Annotated in this window: 26 protein-coding genes and 1 riboswitch; of the genes, 3 read left to right on the top strand and 23 right to left on the bottom strand. The window is 46.6% G+C overall.

Features of this window, described 5'->3' with window-relative positions; translation table 11 throughout:
- The 9 genes from resB to ACXN9U_RS03925 form a co-directional block, all read right to left on the bottom strand.
- The gene (gene resB / locus ACXN9U_RS03965) at positions 1-1,629 is read right to left on the bottom strand and encodes a cytochrome c biogenesis protein ResB (RefSeq protein ID WP_060964869.1); all 1,629 of its coding nucleotides are present in this window, start codon (positions 1,627-1,629) and stop codon (positions 1-3) included.
- Complete coding sequence (gene resA / locus ACXN9U_RS03960; RefSeq protein ID WP_045925489.1) at positions 1,626-2,165, bottom strand: thiol-disulfide oxidoreductase ResA; 540 nt, start codon at positions 2,163-2,165, stop codon at positions 1,626-1,628. Before resA ends, resB begins: the two co-directional genes overlap by 4 nt.
- A gap of 84 nt (positions 2,166-2,249) precedes the next feature.
- Positions 2,250-2,984 (bottom strand): 23S rRNA pseudouridine(2605) synthase RluB, encoded by a 735-nt coding sequence (gene rluB, locus ACXN9U_RS03955; RefSeq protein WP_016939136.1) that lies wholly within the window; start codon positions 2,982-2,984, stop codon positions 2,250-2,252.
- Between the two features lie 92 nt (positions 2,985-3,076).
- The gene (gene spmB / locus ACXN9U_RS03950; RefSeq protein ID WP_003153387.1) at positions 3,077-3,613 is read right to left on the bottom strand and encodes a spore maturation protein SpmB; all 537 of its coding nucleotides are present in this window, start codon (positions 3,611-3,613) and stop codon (positions 3,077-3,079) included.
- Between the two features lie 4 nt (positions 3,614-3,617).
- Positions 3,618-4,208: a nucleoside recognition domain-containing protein gene (locus tag ACXN9U_RS03945; RefSeq protein WP_224988080.1), complete on the bottom strand. Its 591-nt coding sequence runs from the start codon at positions 4,206-4,208 to the stop codon at positions 3,618-3,620.
- On the bottom strand, positions 4,196-5,347 hold the full coding sequence (locus ACXN9U_RS03940) for a D-alanyl-D-alanine carboxypeptidase family protein (protein ID WP_489202190.1): 1,152 nt from the start codon (positions 5,345-5,347) through the stop codon (positions 4,196-4,198). The genes ACXN9U_RS03945 and ACXN9U_RS03940 overlap by 13 nt, the downstream gene beginning before the upstream one ends.
- Positions 5,348-5,460: 113 nt before the next feature.
- Positions 5,461-5,946, bottom strand: coding sequence for a DUF3907 family protein (locus ACXN9U_RS03935; protein WP_489202189.1), 486 nt, complete (start codon positions 5,944-5,946; stop codon positions 5,461-5,463).
- A 90-nt stretch (positions 5,947-6,036) separates the two neighbouring features.
- Positions 6,037-6,630 carry an SMC-Scp complex subunit ScpB gene (gene scpB / locus ACXN9U_RS03930; RefSeq protein ID WP_016939139.1) on the bottom strand — a complete coding sequence of 198 codons (594 nt, stop codon included), beginning with the start codon at positions 6,628-6,630 and terminating at the stop codon, positions 6,037-6,039.
- The gene (locus tag ACXN9U_RS03925; RefSeq protein WP_060964867.1) at positions 6,620-7,375 is read right to left on the bottom strand and encodes a segregation/condensation protein A; all 756 of its coding nucleotides are present in this window, start codon (positions 7,373-7,375) and stop codon (positions 6,620-6,622) included. Before ACXN9U_RS03925 ends, scpB begins: the two co-directional genes overlap by 11 nt.
- Before the next feature lie 207 nt (positions 7,376-7,582).
- On the opposite strand from ACXN9U_RS03925, the gene ACXN9U_RS03920 reads away from it, so the two are divergent.
- Both ACXN9U_RS03920 and ACXN9U_RS03915 read left to right on the top strand, forming a co-directional pair.
- Positions 7,583-7,672, top strand: coding sequence for a YjcZ family sporulation protein (locus ACXN9U_RS03920; RefSeq protein WP_016939141.1), 90 nt, complete (start codon positions 7,583-7,585; stop codon positions 7,670-7,672).
- 86 nt (positions 7,673-7,758) lie between these two features.
- Positions 7,759-8,280, top strand: a complete 522-nt coding sequence (locus ACXN9U_RS03915; protein WP_047475701.1) for a DUF309 domain-containing protein — start codon at positions 7,759-7,761, stop codon at positions 8,278-8,280.
- A gap of 64 nt (positions 8,281-8,344) precedes the next feature.
- On the opposite strand, the gene ribT is transcribed toward ACXN9U_RS03915, so the two are convergent.
- The 9 genes from ribT to ACXN9U_RS03870 all read right to left on the bottom strand — a co-directional run bounded on the left by ribT (position 8,345) and on the right by ACXN9U_RS03870 (position 15,005).
- On the bottom strand, positions 8,345-8,719 hold the full coding sequence (gene ribT, locus ACXN9U_RS03910; RefSeq protein ID WP_003153373.1) for a GNAT family N-acetyltransferase RibT: 375 nt from the start codon (positions 8,717-8,719) through the stop codon (positions 8,345-8,347).
- A gap of 116 nt (positions 8,720-8,835) precedes the next feature.
- Positions 8,836-9,300 carry a 6,7-dimethyl-8-ribityllumazine synthase gene (gene ribH / locus ACXN9U_RS03905; RefSeq protein ID WP_060964866.1) on the bottom strand — a complete coding sequence of 155 codons (465 nt, stop codon included), beginning with the start codon at positions 9,298-9,300 and terminating at the stop codon, positions 8,836-8,838.
- 32 nt (positions 9,301-9,332) lie between these two features.
- The gene (locus tag ACXN9U_RS03900) at positions 9,333-10,529 is read right to left on the bottom strand and encodes a bifunctional 3,4-dihydroxy-2-butanone-4-phosphate synthase/GTP cyclohydrolase II (protein ID WP_060964865.1); all 1,197 of its coding nucleotides are present in this window, start codon (positions 10,527-10,529) and stop codon (positions 9,333-9,335) included.
- A gap of 14 nt (positions 10,530-10,543) precedes the next feature.
- Positions 10,544-11,191, bottom strand: coding sequence for a riboflavin synthase (gene ribE, locus ACXN9U_RS03895; protein ID WP_047475699.1), 648 nt, complete (start codon positions 11,189-11,191; stop codon positions 10,544-10,546).
- Positions 11,172-12,287: a bifunctional diaminohydroxyphosphoribosylaminopyrimidine deaminase/5-amino-6-(5-phosphoribosylamino)uracil reductase RibD gene (gene ribD / locus ACXN9U_RS03890; RefSeq protein ID WP_060964864.1), complete on the bottom strand. Its 1,116-nt coding sequence runs from the start codon at positions 12,285-12,287 to the stop codon at positions 11,172-11,174. The genes ribE and ribD overlap by 20 nt, the downstream gene beginning before the upstream one ends.
- A 131-nt stretch (positions 12,288-12,418) precedes the next feature.
- A riboswitch (FMN riboswitch) is annotated at positions 12,419-12,565 on the bottom strand.
- Between the two features lie 119 nt (positions 12,566-12,684).
- A complete protein-coding gene (locus tag ACXN9U_RS03885) occupies positions 12,685-13,029 on the bottom strand; it encodes a hypothetical protein (protein ID WP_060964863.1) in 345 nt (114 codons plus the stop codon).
- A 246-nt stretch (positions 13,030-13,275) separates the two neighbouring features.
- Positions 13,276-13,851: a signal peptidase I gene (gene lepB, locus ACXN9U_RS03880; protein ID WP_045925495.1), complete on the bottom strand. Its 576-nt coding sequence runs from the start codon at positions 13,849-13,851 to the stop codon at positions 13,276-13,278.
- An 80-nt stretch (positions 13,852-13,931) separates the two neighbouring features.
- The gene (locus tag ACXN9U_RS03875; RefSeq protein ID WP_060964862.1) at positions 13,932-14,423 is read right to left on the bottom strand and encodes a CcdC protein domain-containing protein; all 492 of its coding nucleotides are present in this window, start codon (positions 14,421-14,423) and stop codon (positions 13,932-13,934) included.
- Positions 14,424-14,573: 150 nt separating this feature from the next.
- Complete coding sequence (locus ACXN9U_RS03870) at positions 14,574-15,005, bottom strand: peptidylprolyl isomerase (RefSeq protein ID WP_038463262.1); 432 nt, start codon at positions 15,003-15,005, stop codon at positions 14,574-14,576.
- Positions 15,006-15,288: 283 nt separating this feature from the next.
- On the opposite strand from ACXN9U_RS03870, the gene ACXN9U_RS03865 reads away from it, so the two are divergent.
- Positions 15,289-16,191, top strand: a complete 903-nt coding sequence (locus tag ACXN9U_RS03865; RefSeq protein ID WP_060964861.1) for a DUF1002 domain-containing protein — start codon at positions 15,289-15,291, stop codon at positions 16,189-16,191.
- A gap of 45 nt (positions 16,192-16,236) precedes the next feature.
- Here ACXN9U_RS03865 and lysA read toward each other — a convergent pair whose 3' ends face one another.
- The 5 genes from lysA to spoVAD all read right to left on the bottom strand — a co-directional run bounded on the left by lysA (position 16,237) and on the right by spoVAD (position 21,095).
- Positions 16,237-17,556 (bottom strand): diaminopimelate decarboxylase, encoded by a 1,320-nt coding sequence (gene lysA / locus ACXN9U_RS03860; RefSeq protein WP_438420156.1) that lies wholly within the window; start codon positions 17,554-17,556, stop codon positions 16,237-16,239.
- A gap of 124 nt (positions 17,557-17,680) precedes the next feature.
- Entirely contained in the window at positions 17,681-19,162 is a 1,482-nt protein-coding gene (locus ACXN9U_RS03855; protein ID WP_045925497.1) for a spore germination protein, read from the bottom strand.
- A complete protein-coding gene (gene spoVAEA, locus ACXN9U_RS03850) occupies positions 19,116-19,724 on the bottom strand; it encodes a stage V sporulation protein SpoVABEA (RefSeq protein WP_101605449.1) in 609 nt (202 codons plus the stop codon). Before spoVAEA ends, ACXN9U_RS03855 begins: the two co-directional genes overlap by 47 nt.
- Positions 19,725-19,727: 3 nt before the next feature.
- Positions 19,728-20,078 (bottom strand): stage V sporulation protein AE, encoded by a 351-nt coding sequence (gene spoVAE, locus ACXN9U_RS03845; RefSeq protein ID WP_414831107.1) that lies wholly within the window; start codon positions 20,076-20,078, stop codon positions 19,728-19,730.
- Complete coding sequence (gene spoVAD / locus ACXN9U_RS03840) at positions 20,079-21,095, bottom strand: stage V sporulation protein AD (RefSeq protein WP_016939156.1); 1,017 nt, start codon at positions 21,093-21,095, stop codon at positions 20,079-20,081.
- Positions 21,096-21,103 lie beyond the last annotated feature (8 nt).

Here is a 21,103-nt window from a genome sequence, read left to right as displayed (position 1 = left end):
TTAGGCCTGATTTTTGACCAGTTCTTTTTGATCGGCCGGTTCTTTAATCTCCGTCCCGCTAAGAACATATCCGATATCCTTTTTTAAACCGAACCAGTTTTTGTTCGTATGTCCTGCCACAAGCACTTCGCTGTCACCGGTTTTGATCCAGATCCTTCTATGCTGCCAGTACATCCCTTGAATGACGCCGATCATAAAGATCGCGCCGCCGACGGCAAGCACCCATAAGGTTAAATCTTTTCTGACGGTGAGGCCTGTAATGTTTTTCGTTTCCACATGGTCGAATTTTAATTTGTACTTGTTATTTGCGGAACCTTCAACAGTCTGCTGAATCGCAACAAAGCTTTTCTCCCCTTTCGGCTTGTCAGGAGCCGTGACTTTAAAGACGAAAGCCGGATTGTTTGGGACCTTTGTTTTCGTGCTCGGTTCTCCGTCCTTATTAAAATAAAAATCGGGAAGATAACTGGCGATCTGCACTTTGTAACCGTTACCAAGATCATAGTCCGTGTCGGGATCAAGAAGATTGATCTTCAGTTTGCCGAATGACCGTTTTGTTTTTTGGTCGATCAGCTGGAATACCATCTGATCGAGCTGGTTTTCTTTATAGTCCACCTGATACACAGAATAGGAGTCAAACCGCAGCGGTTCATTGACGCGGATATCGTTTTCTTTGACTCTTTTAAGCTTTGGCTTTTCACCGAATACGATGTCGCCCTCCCTCTTGTACAAAACCGCATCCGTTGTGAAGGATTTTGCGACTTTGCCGTTTCCGGCTCTGTCAATGGCATCGGCGAATACTTTTTTCTCAGTGTTTTTATTATACGTCTCCATGGTGAACCGGTTGTTTTTTAAGTAATATTGGCCGTCGGTGCCGGGAATCTGGGCGGTTTCGCCTTCACGGACCCAGAGCGTTTCATCGACGTACATCCCCGGAACGAATCTCAGCATGGCCCCAATCAGAAAAATGATCAGGCCGATATGATTAACGTAGGGGCCCCACCTTGAAAAACGGCCCTTTTCTGCGAGAATACTTCCCTCTTGTTCCCGCACTCTATAATGCTTTTTTTTCAATCGTGTTCTGATGCCATCAGCCGTATCTCCGCTCAGCTCAGTTTCTGTCCGGCTGTATAGACGCTGCCGCCTTAAAAAGACCGAATTCCGCTGAACGCCTTGGTTTTTCAGCGCCCTGTACAACGGAATCACCCGATCCAGGCTGCAGATGACAAGTGATACGCCGATTGATGCGATCAAAAGCATATACCACCATGAGCCGTACAGGTGATGAAACCCCAGCAGATAATACAATTGGCCGATTGTGCCGTACTGCTGTTCATAGTATGTATCCGGCTGAGCGCCCGGCGGCAGATAAGCTTCCTGCGGAAAAACCGTGCCGAATGCCGACGCCGCCAGAGTAATGACGATCAGCCATATTCCGACTTTAACGGAAGAAAAGAAATTCCATACCTTATCTACAATTGTTTTGTTATATGTTTGCGAACGTCTTGCGCTGCCGTCGTACCGCATATCGGCAAGCGGCGACTTTTGATCATCAAGCGGCTTTCCGCATGACTCGCACAATACCGTCCCGGCTGGATTCACGTGTCCGCATTCACATTTGACCTTTTTCATGAAGACGCCTCCGGCTTAATTAAATTCATATAGTCATGAACCATGCGTTCTGTCATCGTGCCGGTCACCACTTTCACGACTTTTCCGTCGGGATTGATCAAAAATGTCGTCGGGATAGGCGATACGCCGTACGCGTCCAGCACTTGCCGGTCAGTATCAAGCGCAACAGGGAAATTGACGCCGTATGTTTTCATAAAATTATGTACTGCAATTTTTGATTCGCCGACATTTACCGCAATCACCTCGACACCGAGGTCTTTAAAATGCTTGTATTGATTCTCCATATAGGGAAATTCCTGCTTGCACGGCTCGCACCACGTTCCCCAGAAATTCAGAAAAACACCTTTTCCTTTTAACTGACTCAGTTCTATGAGTCTGCCCTCTGTATCTTTCAGCGCGAAATTCGGGGCTTTGGACCCCTCAGATATACGCTCGCCGTTTGAGTAAACAGCATTATAGACCGTATATCCGAGCGCGCAGAGTAAGATGAGAAGGATGCCGGTCCGAATGAATAAACGCCGCCGTTTTTTGTTCATTGTACACTGCTCCCCTCCCCTGCCTGCAAATCCATTCAATTATATCATCTTCGCGTTTTGTAATTTTTGAAGGTTATGTGAAAATTAGAAAGCGTTTTTGCCGTGTTCAGCTAAAGCCCGCAGCCTTTTCACCTCATGCGGCGTCAATTCTCTTGCGTCTCCTGTGTGAAGGCCTCTTAAATCTAAAAAGGCGTATTCTTCACGTTTGAGCTTCAGCACGTCATGACCGATCGCCTCAAACATGCGGCGGACCTGTCTGTTCCGTCCTTCATGAATTGTCAGCTGAATAATGCTCGTCTGCTTTCTTTTGTCCAGAGAAAGCATTTTCGCTCTGGCCGGCGCTGTCTTGCCTTCTTCAAGCTGAATGCCGCGCTCAAGCTTCCGCAGAAGTTCCTTGGAAGGAATCCCCTTTACTTTGGCGACGTACGTCTTATCAATTTCGTATTTCGGGTGCATGAGTTTGTTGGCAAACTCGCCGTCATTTGTCAGTAATAAAAGACCGCTCGTATCATAATCAAGTCTGCCGATCGGATAAATACGCTGCGGCACTTCTTTGAAAAAGTCGGTTACCACTTTCCGCCCTTTATCGTCATCAGAAGCTGAGATCACTCCTCTCGGTTTATAAAGCAGAAAGTACACGGGTTCTTCCCGCTCCACCTTTAATCCGTTTACTTCAATCTGATCAGAACCGGTCACTTTTACGCCGAGCTCTGTTATTACTTTTCCATTCACCTTTACTTTTCCTTCTTTTATCAGCTCTTCTGCCTTTCTGCGTGATGCCACGCCGGCATGAGCAATAACTTTTTGCAGTCTTTCCATGTCGTTCACCTCAAGTATAATCTTACTTTTTTCCCCTTGAACAAACAAGCTTTTTCAAGGAGCATTATTCTGATATATAAAAAGCGCCTCAATCAGGCGCTTCCAAATAATAACGTAACTATGATGATTGATGCAACCACCCCGATCAAATCAGCAAGAAGACCAACCTTTAAAGCATCCCCCATTTTTTTGATGCCGACCGCCCCAAAATACACAGTCAGGACATACAGCGTCGTGTCAGTCGATCCTTGCATGACCGAGGCCAGTCTGCCGATAAATGAATCAGGCCCGTACACGGCGATCAAATCCGTCGTCATGCCGAGCGCCGCCGTACCCGAAATCGGACGGATCAGAGCAAGCGGCACGACCTCTGCGGGAATGCCGAGCGCCGTAAAGAAAGGCTTGCACAGCCCCATGACAAAATCAAGCGCGCCCGAGGCCCGGAATACGGTTATCGCCACAAGCATCCCGACCAAATACGGAATGATGGAAAACGCAATCTCAATTCCTTCTTTTCCGCCTTCAACGAATGATTCATAAGTCGGCACTTTTTTGATCGTGCCGTATATTAATATACCGGCGATAATAATCGGAATCATGGCTAAAGACAGCCAATTCACCATTTCCATTCGCTTACCTCCCTTTTCTTTTGCGGCGGTACCAGAAGTAGCGGTCAATGAAAATCGCGCCGATACCCGAAATTAAAGTCGCTAAGATGGTCGGTCCGACGATATCGGTCGGTGATTTCGCCGAATAAGCCATGCGGACGGCAATGACGGTTGTCGGTATCAAGGTAATGCTTGAAGTATTTACCGCCAAAAAGGTAATCATGGAACGGCTGGCCTCAGACTTGCCTCCGTTCAGCTTTTTCATCTGCTCCATGGCTTTAATGCCGAGGGGCGTCGCCGCGTTTCCCAATCCGAAAAAGTTTGCCATGAGATTTGATAAGATATACCCCATTGCCGGATGATCAGGGGGGATATCAGGAAACAGCTTAGAAATAAACGGACGGCACATTTTGCTGAATATATCCAAAAGGCCGGACTGCTCAGCTATTTTCATCAGGCCGAGCCAGAACACGAGGACGCTCATTAATCCGAACGAGATCGTAACCGCTTCTTTCGCTCCTTTAAAAACTGCTTCATTCACATCCTGCAAGGTTCCGTTAAACATCGCAAAGACCAGTCCGATTACCGTCAGACAGACCCAGATTAAATTGACCATGCTGAACCGCCCGCCGCGCTCATAAACAGGCTCGTAAACGTTTCAATGAAATGCTTTTTCGGTTTTTTAAGGTGCTCGTTTTCATAATAGACGGGGACCTTGGCGATCACTTTCCCATCATGCATAACAGTCATCCGGCCGACGACATCAGGAATGAGAGAAGCATCCTTTTTCCAGGCTTTTTTCGGTTTTATTAAGGTTGTGCTGATTTTCACATCATCGATCTCATCCTCTTTTAACAAATACTTGACATCCCGGGAAATAAAAGCGTGTTTTCCGTAAAACGTCTTTTTCAGCTTCGGGATGCCGCCTTTTTTGGCGACGATATAGGTTTTATAGTGCTCAAAGACATAATTAAACATATTCATATGGTCATCCCAGTCATCCGGATCATTTATGGTGACTGCGATAAGATCCGTGCCGTCTTTTGAAGCCGTCGAAACGAGCGTCCGTTTCGCGATTTTTGTGTACCCTGTTTTTCCGCCTGTACTGTAACGATAAAGCCCTGTCAGAAGCTTGTTTTTATTTTTCCATACCCGGTCCATCGTTTCCGCTTTATACACTTTGGTGCCCGAAACAGTCCGGTATTCCTTGATCTTCATCGCGTATTTAGTCAAAAGCGCCATATCATACGCCGTTGAATATAAATTTTCATGATCGTCCAGCCCGTGCGGGTTTTGAAATTTTGTATTTTCCATTCCGATTTGCTCGGCTTTGTGGTTCATCATAAATACAAAGCCGTCAAGACTTCCGCCGACATATTCAGCAATGGCCGCAGCGGCGTCATTTCCTGACCTCAGCATAAGCCCGTAAACGAGGTCCTTCAGTTTTACTTTCTGTCCAGGCTGAAGATAAATGGCCGAGCCTTCCGTTTTTACGGCATTCGGCGAAACCGTCACAGTCTCTTCCATCTTCCCTGATTCAATCGCCAGCACCGCCGTCATGATTTTCGTAATGCTCGCGATCCGCCGCTTATGGTGTTCGTCCTTAGCAAACAACACCCTGCCTGATGCACCGTCGATTATAATCGCGCTTTTTGCGCTGACATGTATTTGGGCATGTGCCGTATTTCCGTCTGTAATGGAAAACAAAATAACAAAAATCAAAAGAAATACGGCAGCTTTTTTGAGAAAGCGCATGAATGCTCACGTCCTTGTTGTGGGTTTGTACAAGTTTATGCGCATGTCCATGACTTATGAATACCAATTGCATCTCTTTTACGTAAAAAAACTCTCCCTTTGGGAGAGTTTTTTTATCTGGATGATACCATATTCGAGCCTGATGCTTCATATTGCGCCAATTCTTCACGCATGCGCAGAAACTCACTGCTCAGTGAAAGCAGAAGGCTCCGCAGCGAATCGGGCACATGCTGATAAAATTCAATCGCACTTTGGCCTGTATAAGCGGCGCGGCTGTTTTCGTACCACGTATCCTTTTTCGGCATGAAAAATTCTTCCACGCACTGATGATACACTTTATACAGCGTTTTTTCCGCTCTCGTCTCATGAAACGGCTCCTGCATTAAGAGCCGGCGGCAGGCTTCCTGGGCGCCTTCGCAAAAGACGGTCATCCTTCTCAGCACACTGAGCACGTCGCGGCAGTATGCCTCATCCGCCTTTCCAGAAGCCTGCATTTCCGGTAATGTCGTATGATTTAAATAACTGTTGACCATCGTGACAACCTCGGCTAAAAATTCACCAGTTTCTTCAGTATGGGCCCTCACAATCGAATTTCCCATTTCCGTCCGTTTCCTTCCTCTCTTGTACTTCGTCAATTTGCGTTATTCATCAATGGCCTTTCCCTATTATCGTATGATGAAAAACCGTTATTATTTAATATCCTCAAAAGTTTGGTTGAAGTTTTCAAAGAATAAGTCAGCTTCCTCCTGGAGAACGTCTTCTTCCGCATTTTCAGGAAGAGGCGGAAGCTCGTCCAGTGTTTTTAAGCCGAATTGTTCAAGAAATACCGGGGTCGTGCCGTATAAAATCGCCCGGCCGGGACCGTCGGCGCGTCCCACCTCACACAGCAGCGCTTTTGACACGAGACTGTGCAGAATCCGCTCAGACTTCACGCCCCGAATATCTTCAATTTCCGCCCGTGTGATCGGCTGCTTGTATGAAACGATCGCCAGCACTTCTAAAGAAGCCTGTGACAGTCCCTTTGACGGCACCTCGATTAATTTTTTCAAATAAGGCACGAATTCTTTTTTCGTTGCAAGCATATACGTATCCGCATATTCGGTCAGCTCAATGCCCCTGCCGTCTTCCTTGTACTGGGCGGCCACTTCTTCCATGATTCCGGCCAGTTCCGCTTCTTCTATTTCAAGCACCGTCACCAATTGCTTTTTGGTCAGCCCTTCATCACCCGCCGCGTACAGCAGGGCCTCCACAATCGCTTTCCAATTCACGATATCAAGCGCCATGAATGGATTCACTCCCCGTAATGTATATATCTGAAAAGTTTTCTTCCTGTTCGATGATAATCTGCTGATTTTTCATCAGCTCCAGAACGGCTAAAAACGTCACGACGAGATGGTCTTTTTGCCGAGAAGGAAAAAGTTCCGTAAAGTTGATTCTTCTTCCCGCCGTCTTTAAGCTTTTTACGATTTCGTTCATTCTGTCTTCAATCGGTATTTCCTGTCTTGTAATGGTCGTTTCTTTCGGCCGCGAGATTTTTTTACGCTGAAGCACCTTTTGAAACGCACCGATCATGTCATAAACGGTCACCGACAGCCTCTGCTCCGTCTGTTTGATTTCTTTTGCATACTCACTTAAATCACTCGGCGGCTTTGTAAATGACTTTTGTCTTTCTTCTTCCCGCTCTTTTAAATCATTCGCAGCGGTTTTATATTTTCTATACTCAATCAGCTTTTCAATCAGCTCGTCCCGAGGGTCTTCCTCTTCAAGCATTTCATCTTCAAACAGCTCTTCCTCTTGTTTCGGAAGCAGCATTCTGCTTTTAATGCTGAGAAGCGTCGCCGCCATGACCAGATACTCACTGGCGACATCAAGTTCAAGCACTTGCATTGTATGTACATATAATAAATATTGTTCAGTAATGGTTGCCACGGGTATGTCGTATATGTCGATTTCAAGACGGTTAATCAGATGAAGCAGCAGGTCCAATGGGCCTTCAAACGTATCAATTTTCACTTGATATTCTACCATTATCTCACCATTTTCAATATCACTCTCATTGCCGGAAAAACTGGCTATCCTTTAGTATAATCCACCGAAATGCTCTCGTCCAATACTTTTCTAATTGTGCTTCGTTATTTAGAAAATACTGAAAAAGAAGGTATACGCCTATACCTTTAAAGGCGGATGCACATATGATAGCCGTGTAAACATGAAACAAAGGGAGGCTGATTTCAGATGGGCGGAGCTTGTTTCGGCGGAGGTTTTGCATTAATTGTCGTTCTGTTTATTTTGCTTATTGTCGTAGGGGCATCTTATATCTGCTAGTTCTTCACGTTTCAGACACCAAGCCGCTCTTTTTTTCCTTTTCATAACGCTGTGGTACACTGGTTTTAGCAAAAGGAGGAAGCGGCTTGTATCCAAAAGCTTATATCGGCTTTTTGGCCGAATTTCACGCATCAAGAGATTATTTTGAGTGTCATGAACTGTTAGAGGAATATTGGAAAGAAAGCCCGCCTGAGGAGCGGAGCATTCATTGGGTCGGCCTGATTCAGCTAGCCGTCGCTCTGTATCACCAGCGGAGGGGAAATGAAGCCGGGGCAAAACGGCTGATCGCCAACAGCTTACGCATTCTGAGAGCTGAAAAACAGGCTGTCAGCTCTCTCGGCCTCAGCCATCCAAAGCTGATAGAGCTGATAGAATCGCTGTCAGACGATATAAAAGCCGGCCGGCCGTACAAAAGTGTTATGCTGCCGATTACAGATGACACTCTGAAAGAAGCGTGTCTTGCCGAATGCCGCCGCAAAGGCTATACATGGGGGCAGGCCGGCGTATCAGATACCTTTCTTATTCATAAACACCGCCTGCGGGACAGGACGGATGTCATTAAGGAACGCGAACGGGAAATGGAGAGAAGAAAAAAAAGCAGAGGCTGACGGACAGCCCTGCTTTTTCTCATAAAAACAGCTCCCGAAACCGTGAAGATTCCGGGAGCATTTGTCAGTTATTATATGAAATATCCTGATCTTTTTGATGTTGACAGCGTTCAAAAAAGCTTTGCGTTAATTCATTCGGAACGAGTGCCTCCGTTTTGAACAGACGTTTTAAGGCGTCCATCATTTGCTTTCCGATTCCTTGATGGCGGTGAGAAGGATTCACGCTGATATGGCGGATTTCAACCTCTGAGTCTTTTTTTTCGACTCCGATCGCTCCGACGATATCTTCATCCTCTTTCCAAAGAAAGAGCTGGCGGCCAGTATCCGTTTCATAGTCCTTTATTGTCTGCTGAAGCTGCTTGAGATCTTTTTCATTCGGCATAAATGACAGAAGACCCATTGCAATCTTTTCAAACGATTTTTTATAACGAATTAACATAAAAACCCCTCTATATCCAAAATGTCCATTCATGTCCTAGCAAACGGATGAATAAAGGCGATCCGTTTCCTCACATTATATCATTTTCGCCGCTGTTTTAAACGCTTTTCAACAAATTATTCAAATGAACGGTTTAGATTCGCCATTTCAATGGCGGATACTGCGCAATCCGCTCCCTTATTTCCGGCTTTTGTTCCGGCGCGTTCGATCGCCTGCTCAATGGTTTCAGTCGTTACGATACCGAAGATAACCGGGACGCCCGTCGCCGCGCCCGCTTGAGCGATGCCTTTTGCCGCTTCGTTGCAGACATAGTCATAATGCGTTGTCGCTCCTCTGATCACCGTGCCGAGTGTAATAACCGCATCGTATTTTTTCGTTTCCGCCATTTTTTTTGCCGCAAACGGGATTTCAAACGCTCCCGGCACCCAAGCAACGTCAATGTCATTTGATTCTACACCGTGGCGAAGCAATGTATCTTCCGCTCCGCTTAGCAGCTTGCTCGTAATAAATTCATTAAATCTGCCGACGACGATTCCGATTTTAAGTCCTGTTCCTACTAAGTTTCCTTGTATGATATTCATATGTTATCCATCCTTTTTTGTGAGATTTGTTTTTAGAAATGAAGCAAGTGTCCGAGTTTGTTCATTTTGGTTTGTAAATAATTCCTGTTATGCTCACCCGCTTCCATTTGAAGCGGCACCCGTTCTGAAATGCTCAGTCCGTATCCTTCAAGGCCGGCGATTTTCCGGGGGTTATTGGTTAAAAGTTTCATATGCTGAACCCCCAAATCGCGGAGAATCTGGGCACCGATCCCGTAGTTGCGCAGGTCAGGCAGAAAGCCGAGCGCTTCGTTCGCTTCAACTGTGTCATACCCCTCTTCCTGCAATCGGTACGCTTTCAGCTTATTGATTAAACCGATTCCTCTTCCTTCCTGACGCAAATACAATAAGACGCCTCGGCCTTCTTCGGCAATTTGCGCAAGCGCGGCATGAAGCTGAGGCCCGCAATCACAGCGGTGGGATGCAAACACATCGCCCGTCAGGCATTCTGAGTGCACTCTGACAAGAACGGGTTCGCTGCTAAACGGGACATCACCCATAACAAAGGCGAGGTGTTCTTTTCCGTCAACCTCGTTTGTATATCCGTAAACCCGGAACGTGCCGAAATCAGTCGGCAGCGTAATGTCAACTTCTCGGTTCACAAGTGTCGTAATGTTGTAGCGGTATTCTATTAAGTCTTTTATCGTAATCATTTTCAGCCGGTGGCGTTTGGCGATTTCTGATAACTCAGGCACTCTGGCCATTGTGCCGTCTTCATTCATAATTTCACAAATGACGCCCGCTCCTTGAGAGCCGCATGCTTTTGCAAGGTCAACGGCTGCTTCCGTGTGGCCCGCCCGCTTCAGGACGCCTCCTTTTTTTGCGATTAAGGGAAAAATGTGGCCCGGACGCTGAAAATCGTCAGACACAGATTCCTCATTCAACAGCGCCTGAATCGTAAAAGAACGTTCTTGAGCGCTGATGCCTGTTTTTGTCAGTCTGTGGTCAATGCTGACCGTAAACGCGGTTTCATGTGAGTCCGTATTATGATCGACCATCGGGTGAAGATCCAGCCGGCCGGCAATATCTTCAGAAAGCGGCGTGCAGATCAGGCCCCTCCCATGGGTCGCCATAAAATTGACCACTTCGGGTGTGGCATGCTCAGCGAGCGCTACGAAATCTCCTTCGTTTTCTCTGTCTTCATCATCGACAACGATGATGACTTCACCTTTTTTCAGCGCATCTAACGCCTCTTCTATTGGATGAAACATATTGATCTTCCTTTCTAAAAGCCGTTCTCGCTTAAAAAAGCTTCTGTGATCGTTTGATTGCTTTTCGTTTGTTCTGTTTTGTGCAAAAAGCGGTATAAGTATTTGCCGATCATGTCACACTCAATATTTACGGTCGAGCCGACTGTTTTCGTCTGAAAAATCGTTTCTGAAATGGTATGCGGAATAACGGATACCGTCACGCTTTCGTCTGATAAACCGAAAATTGTCAGGCTCACGCCATCTACCGTAATCGAACCTTTCAAGACGAGCGTTTTCGTCAATTCGGGCGAAAGTTTTAGATCGTAATAAACCGCGTTGCTTTTTTTCTCAATCCGGGTAATTTCCGCCGTTCCGTCCACATGCCCGGATACAAAGTGGCCGCCGAAGCGTCCATTGGCGGACATCGCTCTTTCCAGATTGACTTTGCTGCCTTTTGACAAACCGTTCAGCGAAGTGGCTTTTACGGTTTCCGGCATGACATCAACCGTAAATTGTTTATCAGAAAATCCGGTTACGGTCAGGCAGATGCCGTTTACCGCGATGCTGTCGCCAAGTTTCACATCGCTTGTCACTTTTGAAGCGGCGATGGTTAATGCCATGGAAAGGCCTGTCTTTTTGATTGCTTGGATCGTGCCTGTTTCTTCAACGATTCCTGTAAACATCGTCACCATCCTTTCCTTCTTTAGGTATGGCCGTTAGTTTTATATCCGGCCCGATTTGGGTGATTTGTGTGAATTGTAAATGGGGGACATCTTTCATTGATTGAAAACCTTCACCGGAGATCAAGCTGGGAGCAAGCGTTCCTCCGATTAATTTAGGGGCGAAATAGAAATGAAGCTCCTCGAAACAGCCTTCCTTGACAAAACTTCCGTGTACGGATGCGCCGCCTTCCACATAAACGGACATTATGCCGTTTTCAGCGAGAATGCTGAGCACCTCAGGAATGTGAATGCGGTCTGTTTCAAGCGAAAAGACTTTTATTCCGAGTGCGGTCAGCCGCTCTTTCTTTTGCACGTCAGCGTCTTTGGCCGTAAATATCCATGTCGGCGCGGCGCCGTCAGTGACCACATTTGCCGTTTCCGGAATGGTCAGCTTTGTATCGAGAATGACTCTGACCGGCTGCTTGACCGCACCGGGCAGCCTGCAGGTCAGGCTCGGATTATCGGCTTTGACTGTGCCTGCTCCGACAAGAATGCTTTGATGCGATTTCCTGTATTGCTGGGCATCAAGCCTTGCCGCCTCTGAAGTAATCCATTTGCTGTCACCGGTTTCAGTCGCTGTTTTCCCGTCAAGGCTTGCGGCCGCTTTCAAGGTGACATACGGAAGTCCGGTCCTCATGAAGTGAAGAAACATTTTATTCAGCTCTTCTGCCTGCTGCCTGAGAATTCCGGTTTTCACTTCGATGCCCGCTGCTTCCAGCATTCTGATGCCTTTTCCGGCGACTAGCGGATTTGGATCCGTCATAGCGACAAATACCCTTTTTATCCCCGACTTTATCATCAGTTCGGCGCATGGCGGTGTTTTTCCGTAATGGCTGCAAGGCTCCAGCGTCACATACATATCTGCGTCTTTTGCATGACTGCCTGCCATATTGATCGCGTGCACTTCCGCATGGGCTTCTCCGTATTGCAAATGGGCGCCCATTCCGACGATCTGGCCGTTTTTGACGACGACAGCACCGACAAGGGGATTGGACTGCGTCTGCCCTTCACCGCGTCTGGCAAGCTCTATTGCCGTATTCATATAATATTCTTCCATCGTTATCCCTCCCTTCTTCCACGCAATTTGGCGTCAAAAAAGCCCCGAATGTTTACACAGTTCGGGGCTTTGCCAGTTTTAATCCATAGGAAATAAGACTATACAGTAAGATTATTTTTTGCATAGCTTCTCTCATCCTTCTCCCATCCAGACTTTCACTGTCGGCTTCAGCTTTTCACTGAATCCACCGTATACAAATGCATACGGGTCACGGGCTGTAAAGCGCAAAACGCCTTATTACCGCCGGTCGGGATTTTCACCCAGCCCCGAAGGATACAATCAATATTTTTTTGTCCTTATCCGCTATTATAACATCCTTTGCGGCAGGCGCAATGAATTTGCACCTGATTTTTCAGAAAAATAAAAAGCGCCCTTTTTCCAAAAAAGGCGCCTTTACTTATTCGTTTACTTTAACAACCTTCAATAAGCCGTCAATCCGGTTTGATTTGCTGAAATACGCTTTAATCTTATCTCCTTTTTTCACATCGGAGAGATCCTGCTTCAGCTTGTCGCCGTTAAAAATGATTTTTGTGCCGTTTGCTGCCGTGCCGTGGTATTCGGTTCCTTCTATTTTCGTAATTTTATATGTTTTCACTGTATATTCTTCTTTTTCCTGAGACAGGGTTTGTCCGATAGCCGTCGGCACGTCTTTCAGCTCAATATCGTTTATGACCATAAAACCGCCCGCCAATAACAGCAGCAGTACAAGTAAAATGGCTGCTTTTGTTTTAATACTTCCCATTTTTCTACCTCCAGCCCGTATCAATCTATTCATTACTATGTCATATTCCTTTTTTTCATGAATAGAAAACCGTTCTTCCCTGCGTGAGTTATTCATATAACGTTTCGTCAAGGGAAGATGTTTCATGTATCTGTAAAACTTTCTATCTATTAAATAGTTATACGAATTTATGTTCTGTTTTTGTGGGTAGGGAGATTAATTTATATAAAAAAAGCAGTTTTCTTATAAAGAAAACTGCCGTACGTTTTATTTCGTCTTGCGGATTTCGTTAAACGGGAAGAAGACGAATTTTGATGTGCCCGCGATTTGTTTTTTCGTAAAAAGACCGAGGCCGTTGCGGCTGTCCATAGATTCTCTGCGGTTATCACCCATGACGAAATATTTGTCGTCCGGCACTTTCACCGGGCCGAAGTCTTCCGTCAGCCGGTCATAGCCGTCTTGCTTCGCTTTTTTCTTGTTTGCCGCTAAATACGGTTCGGACACTTTTTTGCCGTTGATGTACAGCTGGTCGTTTTTCATTTGCACCGTGTCGCCGGGAAGTCCGATAATCCGTTTGACATAGTGTTCATTTTCTCCGTTCAGAACGACGATCTGGCCGCGTTTGAAGTCGCTTATGTATTTGACCGTCATATTAACAAAGATTCTCTCGCGGTCATGCAGCGTCGGTTCCATTGATCTTCCGTCAACGAGATAAGGAGCAAATAAAAAGTTGCGGATGAGCAATGCGAGAACGACAGCGATGATAATGGCTTTCGCCCAATCAAGTACGGCGCTTTTTTTAGAAGTTTTTTCTTTTTCTGATTTCAAGTGATTTCCTCCCATTAGCCATGGTCGTTTTTATTTTACCATGAATCCCTGCACAGAGGGCAAATAAGCCCCGCACCTCATCCATTTTTTTCATTTTATAAGCCGGATCTGCTGATTTTACGGTATTTTACGAAGCTTCCGATCCGCCAAATGCACAAATACACAAAAGCAAGCTCCATTGTTAAAACGGCAAATTCCGTCGCGTCAATGTTTTTGAAATATTGACTGAGCACGATACGGATCGCAATAATCGCGATAATGACATATTTAAAGTTTTTATTCCGCTTAGAGTACACAAAGCCGTCTTCCCGGATTTCATATGCGGTTTGCGACAGCATGATGGCGCCAAATACCGCGCCTAACAGCCCGGCGATGGCGAGCTCCCAAACAGCGGGAAGATGAAACGGCTTTCCCGGGATATTCATGAGCTGGCTGATGCTCAATGAAAAAATGACGGCGATAATCAAAAGCGGGAGAATGATGCCGAAGCCGCCGCCTTTAATCGGCCTGTTTCCCTTTTTTAATCTGAACCAAAAGATAAGTGCGATAATGATAATGACAAATAAAACGGTTGCCAATTGAACCAACGTTTTTACCTCTTTTCATTGTTGTAATCGGTCTTTTACACTATACCAGAGTGACCGCGGAAGTTCATATATGTATTTTTTCATGATTTACACATGAGAATTTTCATATACATAAAAAAACCCGCCTCCAAAAGGCGGGTTTTTCCGTCATTAACCTTCTACACGGACTTCTTTCATTTTGTCTCCGTTAGACATGTTTTTCGCATGCTCTAAACCGCTTGTCACTTTTCCGAATACAGTATGAACGCCGTTTAAATGCGGCTGCGGCTCATGTACGATGAAGAATTGGCTTGAACCCGTGTCTTTACCGGCATGCGCCATTGATAAAGAACCGGCTTCGTGTTTATGCGGATTGCCTTCTGTTTCACATTTGATCGTTTTTCCGCTTCCGCCCATGCCTGTCCCAGTCGGATCTCCGCCTTGGCTGACAAAGCCCGGAATCACGCGGTGGAAAATAACGCCGTCGTAGAAGCCTGTATTCGCCAGGTTTTCAAAGTTAGCGACTGTATTAGGCGCTTCATTCGGGTAAAGTTCAAATTCGATTCTGCTGCCGTTCTCCATTTCGATGTAACCAGTTTTCATTCTCATTCCTACTTCCATATGTTTTTTGTCAAAGCCTTCTTCAATATGAATTTCAATTGTAAGCCGGCTTTCTTTTTGATATTCTTTTGAAGGAAGATGCGTCTGCTCTTCTTTTCGCGGCTATTATACCACACCTTCAGCCGGAAAACGAATCTCCCCGCTTCCAAAGAAAGAAAATGAAACCAGAACAGCTTCACAGCCGTCTATGTAACGGAACTGCTTCACGCAGTCCCTCACAAACCGCTTCAAAACGGCATTTGTGAAAAGAAGGAGGTTAACCGCTTTGAAAAAAATGTGGATTGGATTGCTGGCGGCGGCCGCAGTATTGTGCACAATACCGAAAATCAGCCTGGCCGATGCCGCAGTCGGAGATGTTATCGTCACACTGGGGGCAGATCTGTCAAACGCAGACCGTCAGAAAGTGCTTGACGAATTAAATGTCCCTGATAACGCGACAAAGGTGACGGTCACTAATAAAGAAGAACATGAATATCTGGGAAAATATATATCGAATGCCCAAATCGGCACAAGAGCCATTTCTTCATCATCCATCACGGTGGAAAAGAAAGGGTCCGGACTTGACGTCCAAACCCATAATATTGATTCCATTACGGATGAGATGTACTTAAACGCCCTGATGACAGCAGGCGTGAAAGATGCAAAAGTATACGTGACGGCGCCGTTTGAGGTATCAGGAACCGCCGCATTGACGGGAATCATTAAAGCGTATGAAGTTTCATCAGACAAAGCGATTTCAGAAGACGTAAAACAGGTCGCCAACCAAGAGCTTGTCACAACTTCAAATCTCGGGGAAAAAATCGGAGATAAAAACGCCTCCGCGCTTATCGCAAACATTAAAGACGATTTCGCGAAAAACGGTGTGCCCGATACAAAAGAAGGAATCGGGAAAAAAGTCGATGATGCGGCATCAAACCTTAACATTACACTGACTGACGCTCAAAAAGACCAGTTAGTTTCATTGTTTAATAAAATGAAAAATGCCAAGATTGATTGGGGCCAAGTCGGCAATCAGCTCGATAAGGCAAAAGACAAAATCACAAAGTTCATTCAATCCGATGAAGGCAAAAGCTTTATTCAAAAAGTCATTGATTTCTTCGCTTCAATTTGGAATGCGATCGTGTCTGTATTTACAGGAGACAGCGGATCAGCTTCTTCAAACAGCTGAGACAAAAAAGAGACCGGACTCCATTGTCCCGGTCTCTTTTTTTATTTATTGTTTGACCCCCGTCTTAAACGGCAGATCCAGCTTTACGATGTCTTCATAGGTTTCCCTTTTAATGACAAGATGCGCTTCGCCGTCTTCCACAAATACGACGGCAGGCCGCGGAATGCGGTTGTAGTTGTTAGCCATGCTGTACCCGTATGCTCCTGTGCAGAAGACGGCGAGAAGATCGCCTTCTTTCACTTCCGGAAGATCTATATCCCAGATGAGCATATCTCCGCTTTCACAGCACTTACCTGCGATGGACACCGTCGTGTCGTGGTGTTCTCCGATTCTGTTTGCCGAAACGGCTTCATATTTGGCCTGATAAAGCGCAGGACGGATATTGTCGCTCATTCCTCCGTCAACCGCTGCATATTTACGGGTGCCGGGGACTTCTTTTTGCGAGCCGATGGTATAAAGCGTCGTTCCGGCGTCGCCGACGAGCGAGCGCCCCGGTTCAATCCATATTTCCGGAATGTCAAAAGCATGCAGCGCTGCGTTTTCTTTTACCGCTTCGATTATTTTTTCAACGTAGACGGCAGGATGAAGAGGTTCATCCTCTTCCGTGTAGCGGATGCCGAAGCCGCCCCCTAAATTCAGCACTTCAGAAACGAAGCCGAAAGATTCTCTCCATTCACTCAGTTTTGCAAAGATTTTTTCTGCGGCCAGCACAAACCCCGCCGTATCAAAAATTTGTGATCCGATGTGGCAGTGAACGCCGAGAAGATGGATATGTTCTGACTGCAGCACTTGCTCTATCGCCTTTTCTATTTGCCCGTTATGCAGATCAAAGCCGAATTTGGAATCTTCCTGTCCGGTCGTAATATAATCATGCGTATGCGCCTCTACTCCCGGGGTGATCCGCAGAAGCACATCCATGGTGCGCCCTGATTTGCTGCACAGTTCCGCGAGTAAGGATATTTCATAAAAATTATCAACGACGATGCAGCCGATTTGATGATCGAGCGCCATTTTTAATTCTTCTCTGCTTTTGTTATTGCCGTGAAAATGAATCCGGTCAGCCGGAAAACCAGCCGAAACCGCCGTAAACAGCTCTCCGCCGGATACAACGTCCAGTGAGAGCCCCTCCTGCTCAGCAAGCTGTATCATTGCAACAGAGGAAAACGCCTTGCTCGCGTATGCGACCTGCGCTTTTAAATCCGCGTCAATGAATGCCTGTTTAAAGCTTTTAGCGCGCTCACGTATTAAAGCCACGTCATAAACATAAAGAGGCGTGCCGTAATGCTCCGCTAAATACAGGGCATCCACACCTCCGATTTCCAGATGACCTAGTTTGTTTTGTCTGCTTGTGCCATGTAAGAACAATGCTCATTCCCTCTTTCTGATCCGCATATGGGTGAAAAGGACAGCTTTTTTTGAGCTGTCCTTATACAAGTCCCGCATAAGTTAAGACATACAATATCATAATCTTCTGTCGGTTTCAATGCGATTATGAACCGCTTGGCTGTCTTTGACGGTCTTTCGGGTGAACAATGCTCGGTCTGACTTTCGCTCCCGGCACTGTCGTCCTGACAAGCACCTGCCACAGCGCCTTTCCGTTAAACGGTAAAAACGGCCATAAATACGGCGTATGAAACGAGCGGATACCCGCCATTAAAATCAGCAGCAATGTAAAGCCGATAACAAAGCCTTTTACTTTAAAAATGGCCACGAGCACCATTAAGATGAGACGTATCATTTTATTGGCGAGGCTGAGTTCATAGCTCGGCGTGGTAAATGATCCGATGGCGGCGATCGATACGTACAGAATCACTTCGGCGGAAAACAGCCCCACCGCTATGGCAATTTGTCCGATCAGCACCGCCGCTATCAGGCCCATAGCAGTCGATAAAGCGGTCGGCGTATGGATCGCGGCCATCCTGAGAAACTCAATCCCCAAATCAGCCAGAAAGATCTGCAGAATGATCGGAATGTGCGTATTTTTATTTAAGCCGATAAAATCCAATCTTTCAGGCAGAAGTGACGGGTCGAGAACAAAGAGGAACCAGATCGGAAGCAGAACAGTTGAAGCGATAATACCGAAAAACCTGATCCATCTTAAAAATGTTCCGACAGAAGGCGCCTGTCTGTATTCTTCCGCATGCTGAACGTGGTGAAAAATCGTTGTGGGCGTTATGATCACGCTCGGTGACGTATCGACGACGATAATGACGTGCCCTTCTAAAATATGATTGGCGGCCACATCAGGACGCTCCGTGTATCTGACCATCGGAAACGGGTTGTAGCCTTGTTTGACGATAAATTCTTCCACTGTTTTATCAGCCATCGTCAGTCCGTCAATGTCAATCGCATTCACTTCGTTTTCGACGATGCTGACAAGGTCCGGATCCGCGATGTCCTCTATATACACAATGGCAAGATCCGTTTTAGAACGCTCGCCGACTTTCGTAATTTTGACGCGGAGCCTTTCGTCTCTGATCCTTCTTCTGATTAACGCTGTGTTAATGACGATACTTTCGATAAATCCGTCTCTGGCCCCGCGAACGACCTTCTCTGTATCCGGTTCTTCGGGTGTGCGTCCGGGGTAATTTCTGACGTCAACGACGAAGGCGAAACCGGCGTCTTCTACGATAACGGCCACAAGTCCGGAAAGCACTTGATCCGTCGCTTCGTCGAGCGTTTTGACTTTTTGGACCTGCTGGTTCACAAGCCTGTTTTCAACAACATCAAGCGCTTCATCCGCGTTCTCGTCATAATTATTGACATCGACGAGCTGTTCTATTAAATGAATGATAAACAATGTATCGGTTAACCCATTGACAAAGTAAATCTGGACTTCCCGGTCTAATACTTGAACTTTGCGGACTCCGATATCGTAGCTCGTCCCCATACCGACGCGGTCTTTAAAAAATTGTTCATTTTTTCTAGGATCCCGGTATACCTTTATCATGTTTTCCGGTTTTTCCGGCATGATATTCGCTCCTTTCTAAAATGAATTCGACAGCCTTCATCGTGATCGGCGAGCCTTTGGATATGTCATCTTTTCTTCCCATTTTTCCTATATCGCCGATGCCCACAATGAGGGGAACGTCCAGTTTGTCAAGACAATACACCGTATCTCCGTTCATTCTGTGCTCGTCCATTTCTCTCATTCCGGTTTTATCGACGCCAAACTCCGTCACTTCTCCATCACGGTCAATGGAGACATCGACTTTTGTCCATTCAGCCTGATGGGTTTTAGAAGCGACCGCAATTACCCCAAGCACTTCAATGTCTTGATGTGAGGCGACATATTTCAGCGCCGTTTCGCCCGGCCCTTCCCCTTGCAGGCCGGAATCGTCAAACATGACAAACACCGGGTCATGCGGCGCGGCTTTAATCAGCTGAACGAGTTCCGGACCGGTTCTGGTTGACGGATTGCCTTTTGATTGGGAAATACATCGTCCGCCTGCTTTTTCCGCGGCATATTCAATTGTTTTGGCGGCGTATACGTCCCCGTCTGTCACAAGAATGACCTTCCGTTTCGTCATCAGGCATTATCCTTTCGGTTTAAAAATAACGGCTACAAGAAATGCGAATAAAATCGCTGAAGATATACCGGCGGAAGTAAGTTCAAAAATCCCCATGGCGATCCCGATAAATCCATGCTCGTGAGCCTGATGCATGGCGCCGTGCAATAAGCTGTGCCCGAAGCTGACGATGGGAACCGTCGCGCCCGCGCCTGCGAATTCGATAAATTTATCATAAATTCCGAACCCGTCTAATAAGGTGCCGATGACGACAAAGGTTGTCATCACATGGGCGGGTGTCAGCTTAAAAATGTCCAGCAGCAGCTGACCGATAATGCATATGATTCCTCCGCAAACAAAAGCCATCAGATATTCCATTTATGATGCACCTCCCGCTCGCTCAAATACCACACCGTGGGCGATGGTCGGAATGGTTTCCTTCTGCTGAATCATTGTCGGACTTAAAAGCGCTCCTGTCGCGACAACGAGAACCCTGTTAAGAGAGCCCGATTTCAGTTGATTAAAGATATGTGTGTACGTAACGAGCGCGGAGCAGGCGCAGCCGCTTCCGCCCGCAAACACCTGCTGATCCGGCGTATAGATGAGAAGACCGCAGTCATCGTGTTTCGTTCCCGCGGGATAGCCTTCTTCCTTAAGCAAATCTTTTAAGATCGGCGAGCCTACGCCTGAAAGGTCTCCCGTTAAAATCAGATCGTAATCATCCGCCGTGCGGTTCAAATCCTTCAGGTGCTGTTTGATTGTATCGGCGGCAGCGGGCGCCATGGCTGATCCCATATCAAACGGGTCTGTAATTCCGAGGTCGCTTACTTTTCCTACTGTCGCGCTTGTAATCCGGATATCAGAAGGGTTTTGGCTGATGATGACCGCCCCGCCCCCCGTGACCGTTGAAGTGGCGGTATCCGGTTTTTGCCCGCCATACTCCGTCGGATTACGGAATTGTCTTTCAGCCGTCGCATTATGGCTGCTCGTCGCTGCAATCGCCCGGTTCGCAAAACCGCCGTCAATAAGCGCGGATGCGACGGCGACCGTTTCCATTGACGTCGAGCAGGCGCCGAACAGGCAGAGGAACGGAATTTTCAGATGTCTTGCGACGTAATTGGCCGTCACATTTTGATTTAAAAGATCGCCTGCGAGTAGCAAATCGATGTCGCTCTTTTTCAAATTCTGTTTTTGCAAAGCGGAGTTGATGGCATCTTCCATTAATTGACGTTCCGCCATTTCCCAGTTTTTCTGATTGCAATGCATTTCATCGTATGTTTTATCAAACAGCGAGCCGAGCGGGCCGTCTTTTTCTTTCGGTCCGGCTGCCGTTCCCGCCGCATTTATAAATAACGGGTTTTCAAACACCCAGGTTTGCTTTCCGGTCAATTTCATTTTTTCTC

It is taken from the genome of Bacillus sp. BACIII, from assembly GCF_057836745.1.
The sequence above is the reverse complement of the archived record's forward strand: the minus strand, read 5'-3'. Positions and strand labels throughout refer to the sequence as shown.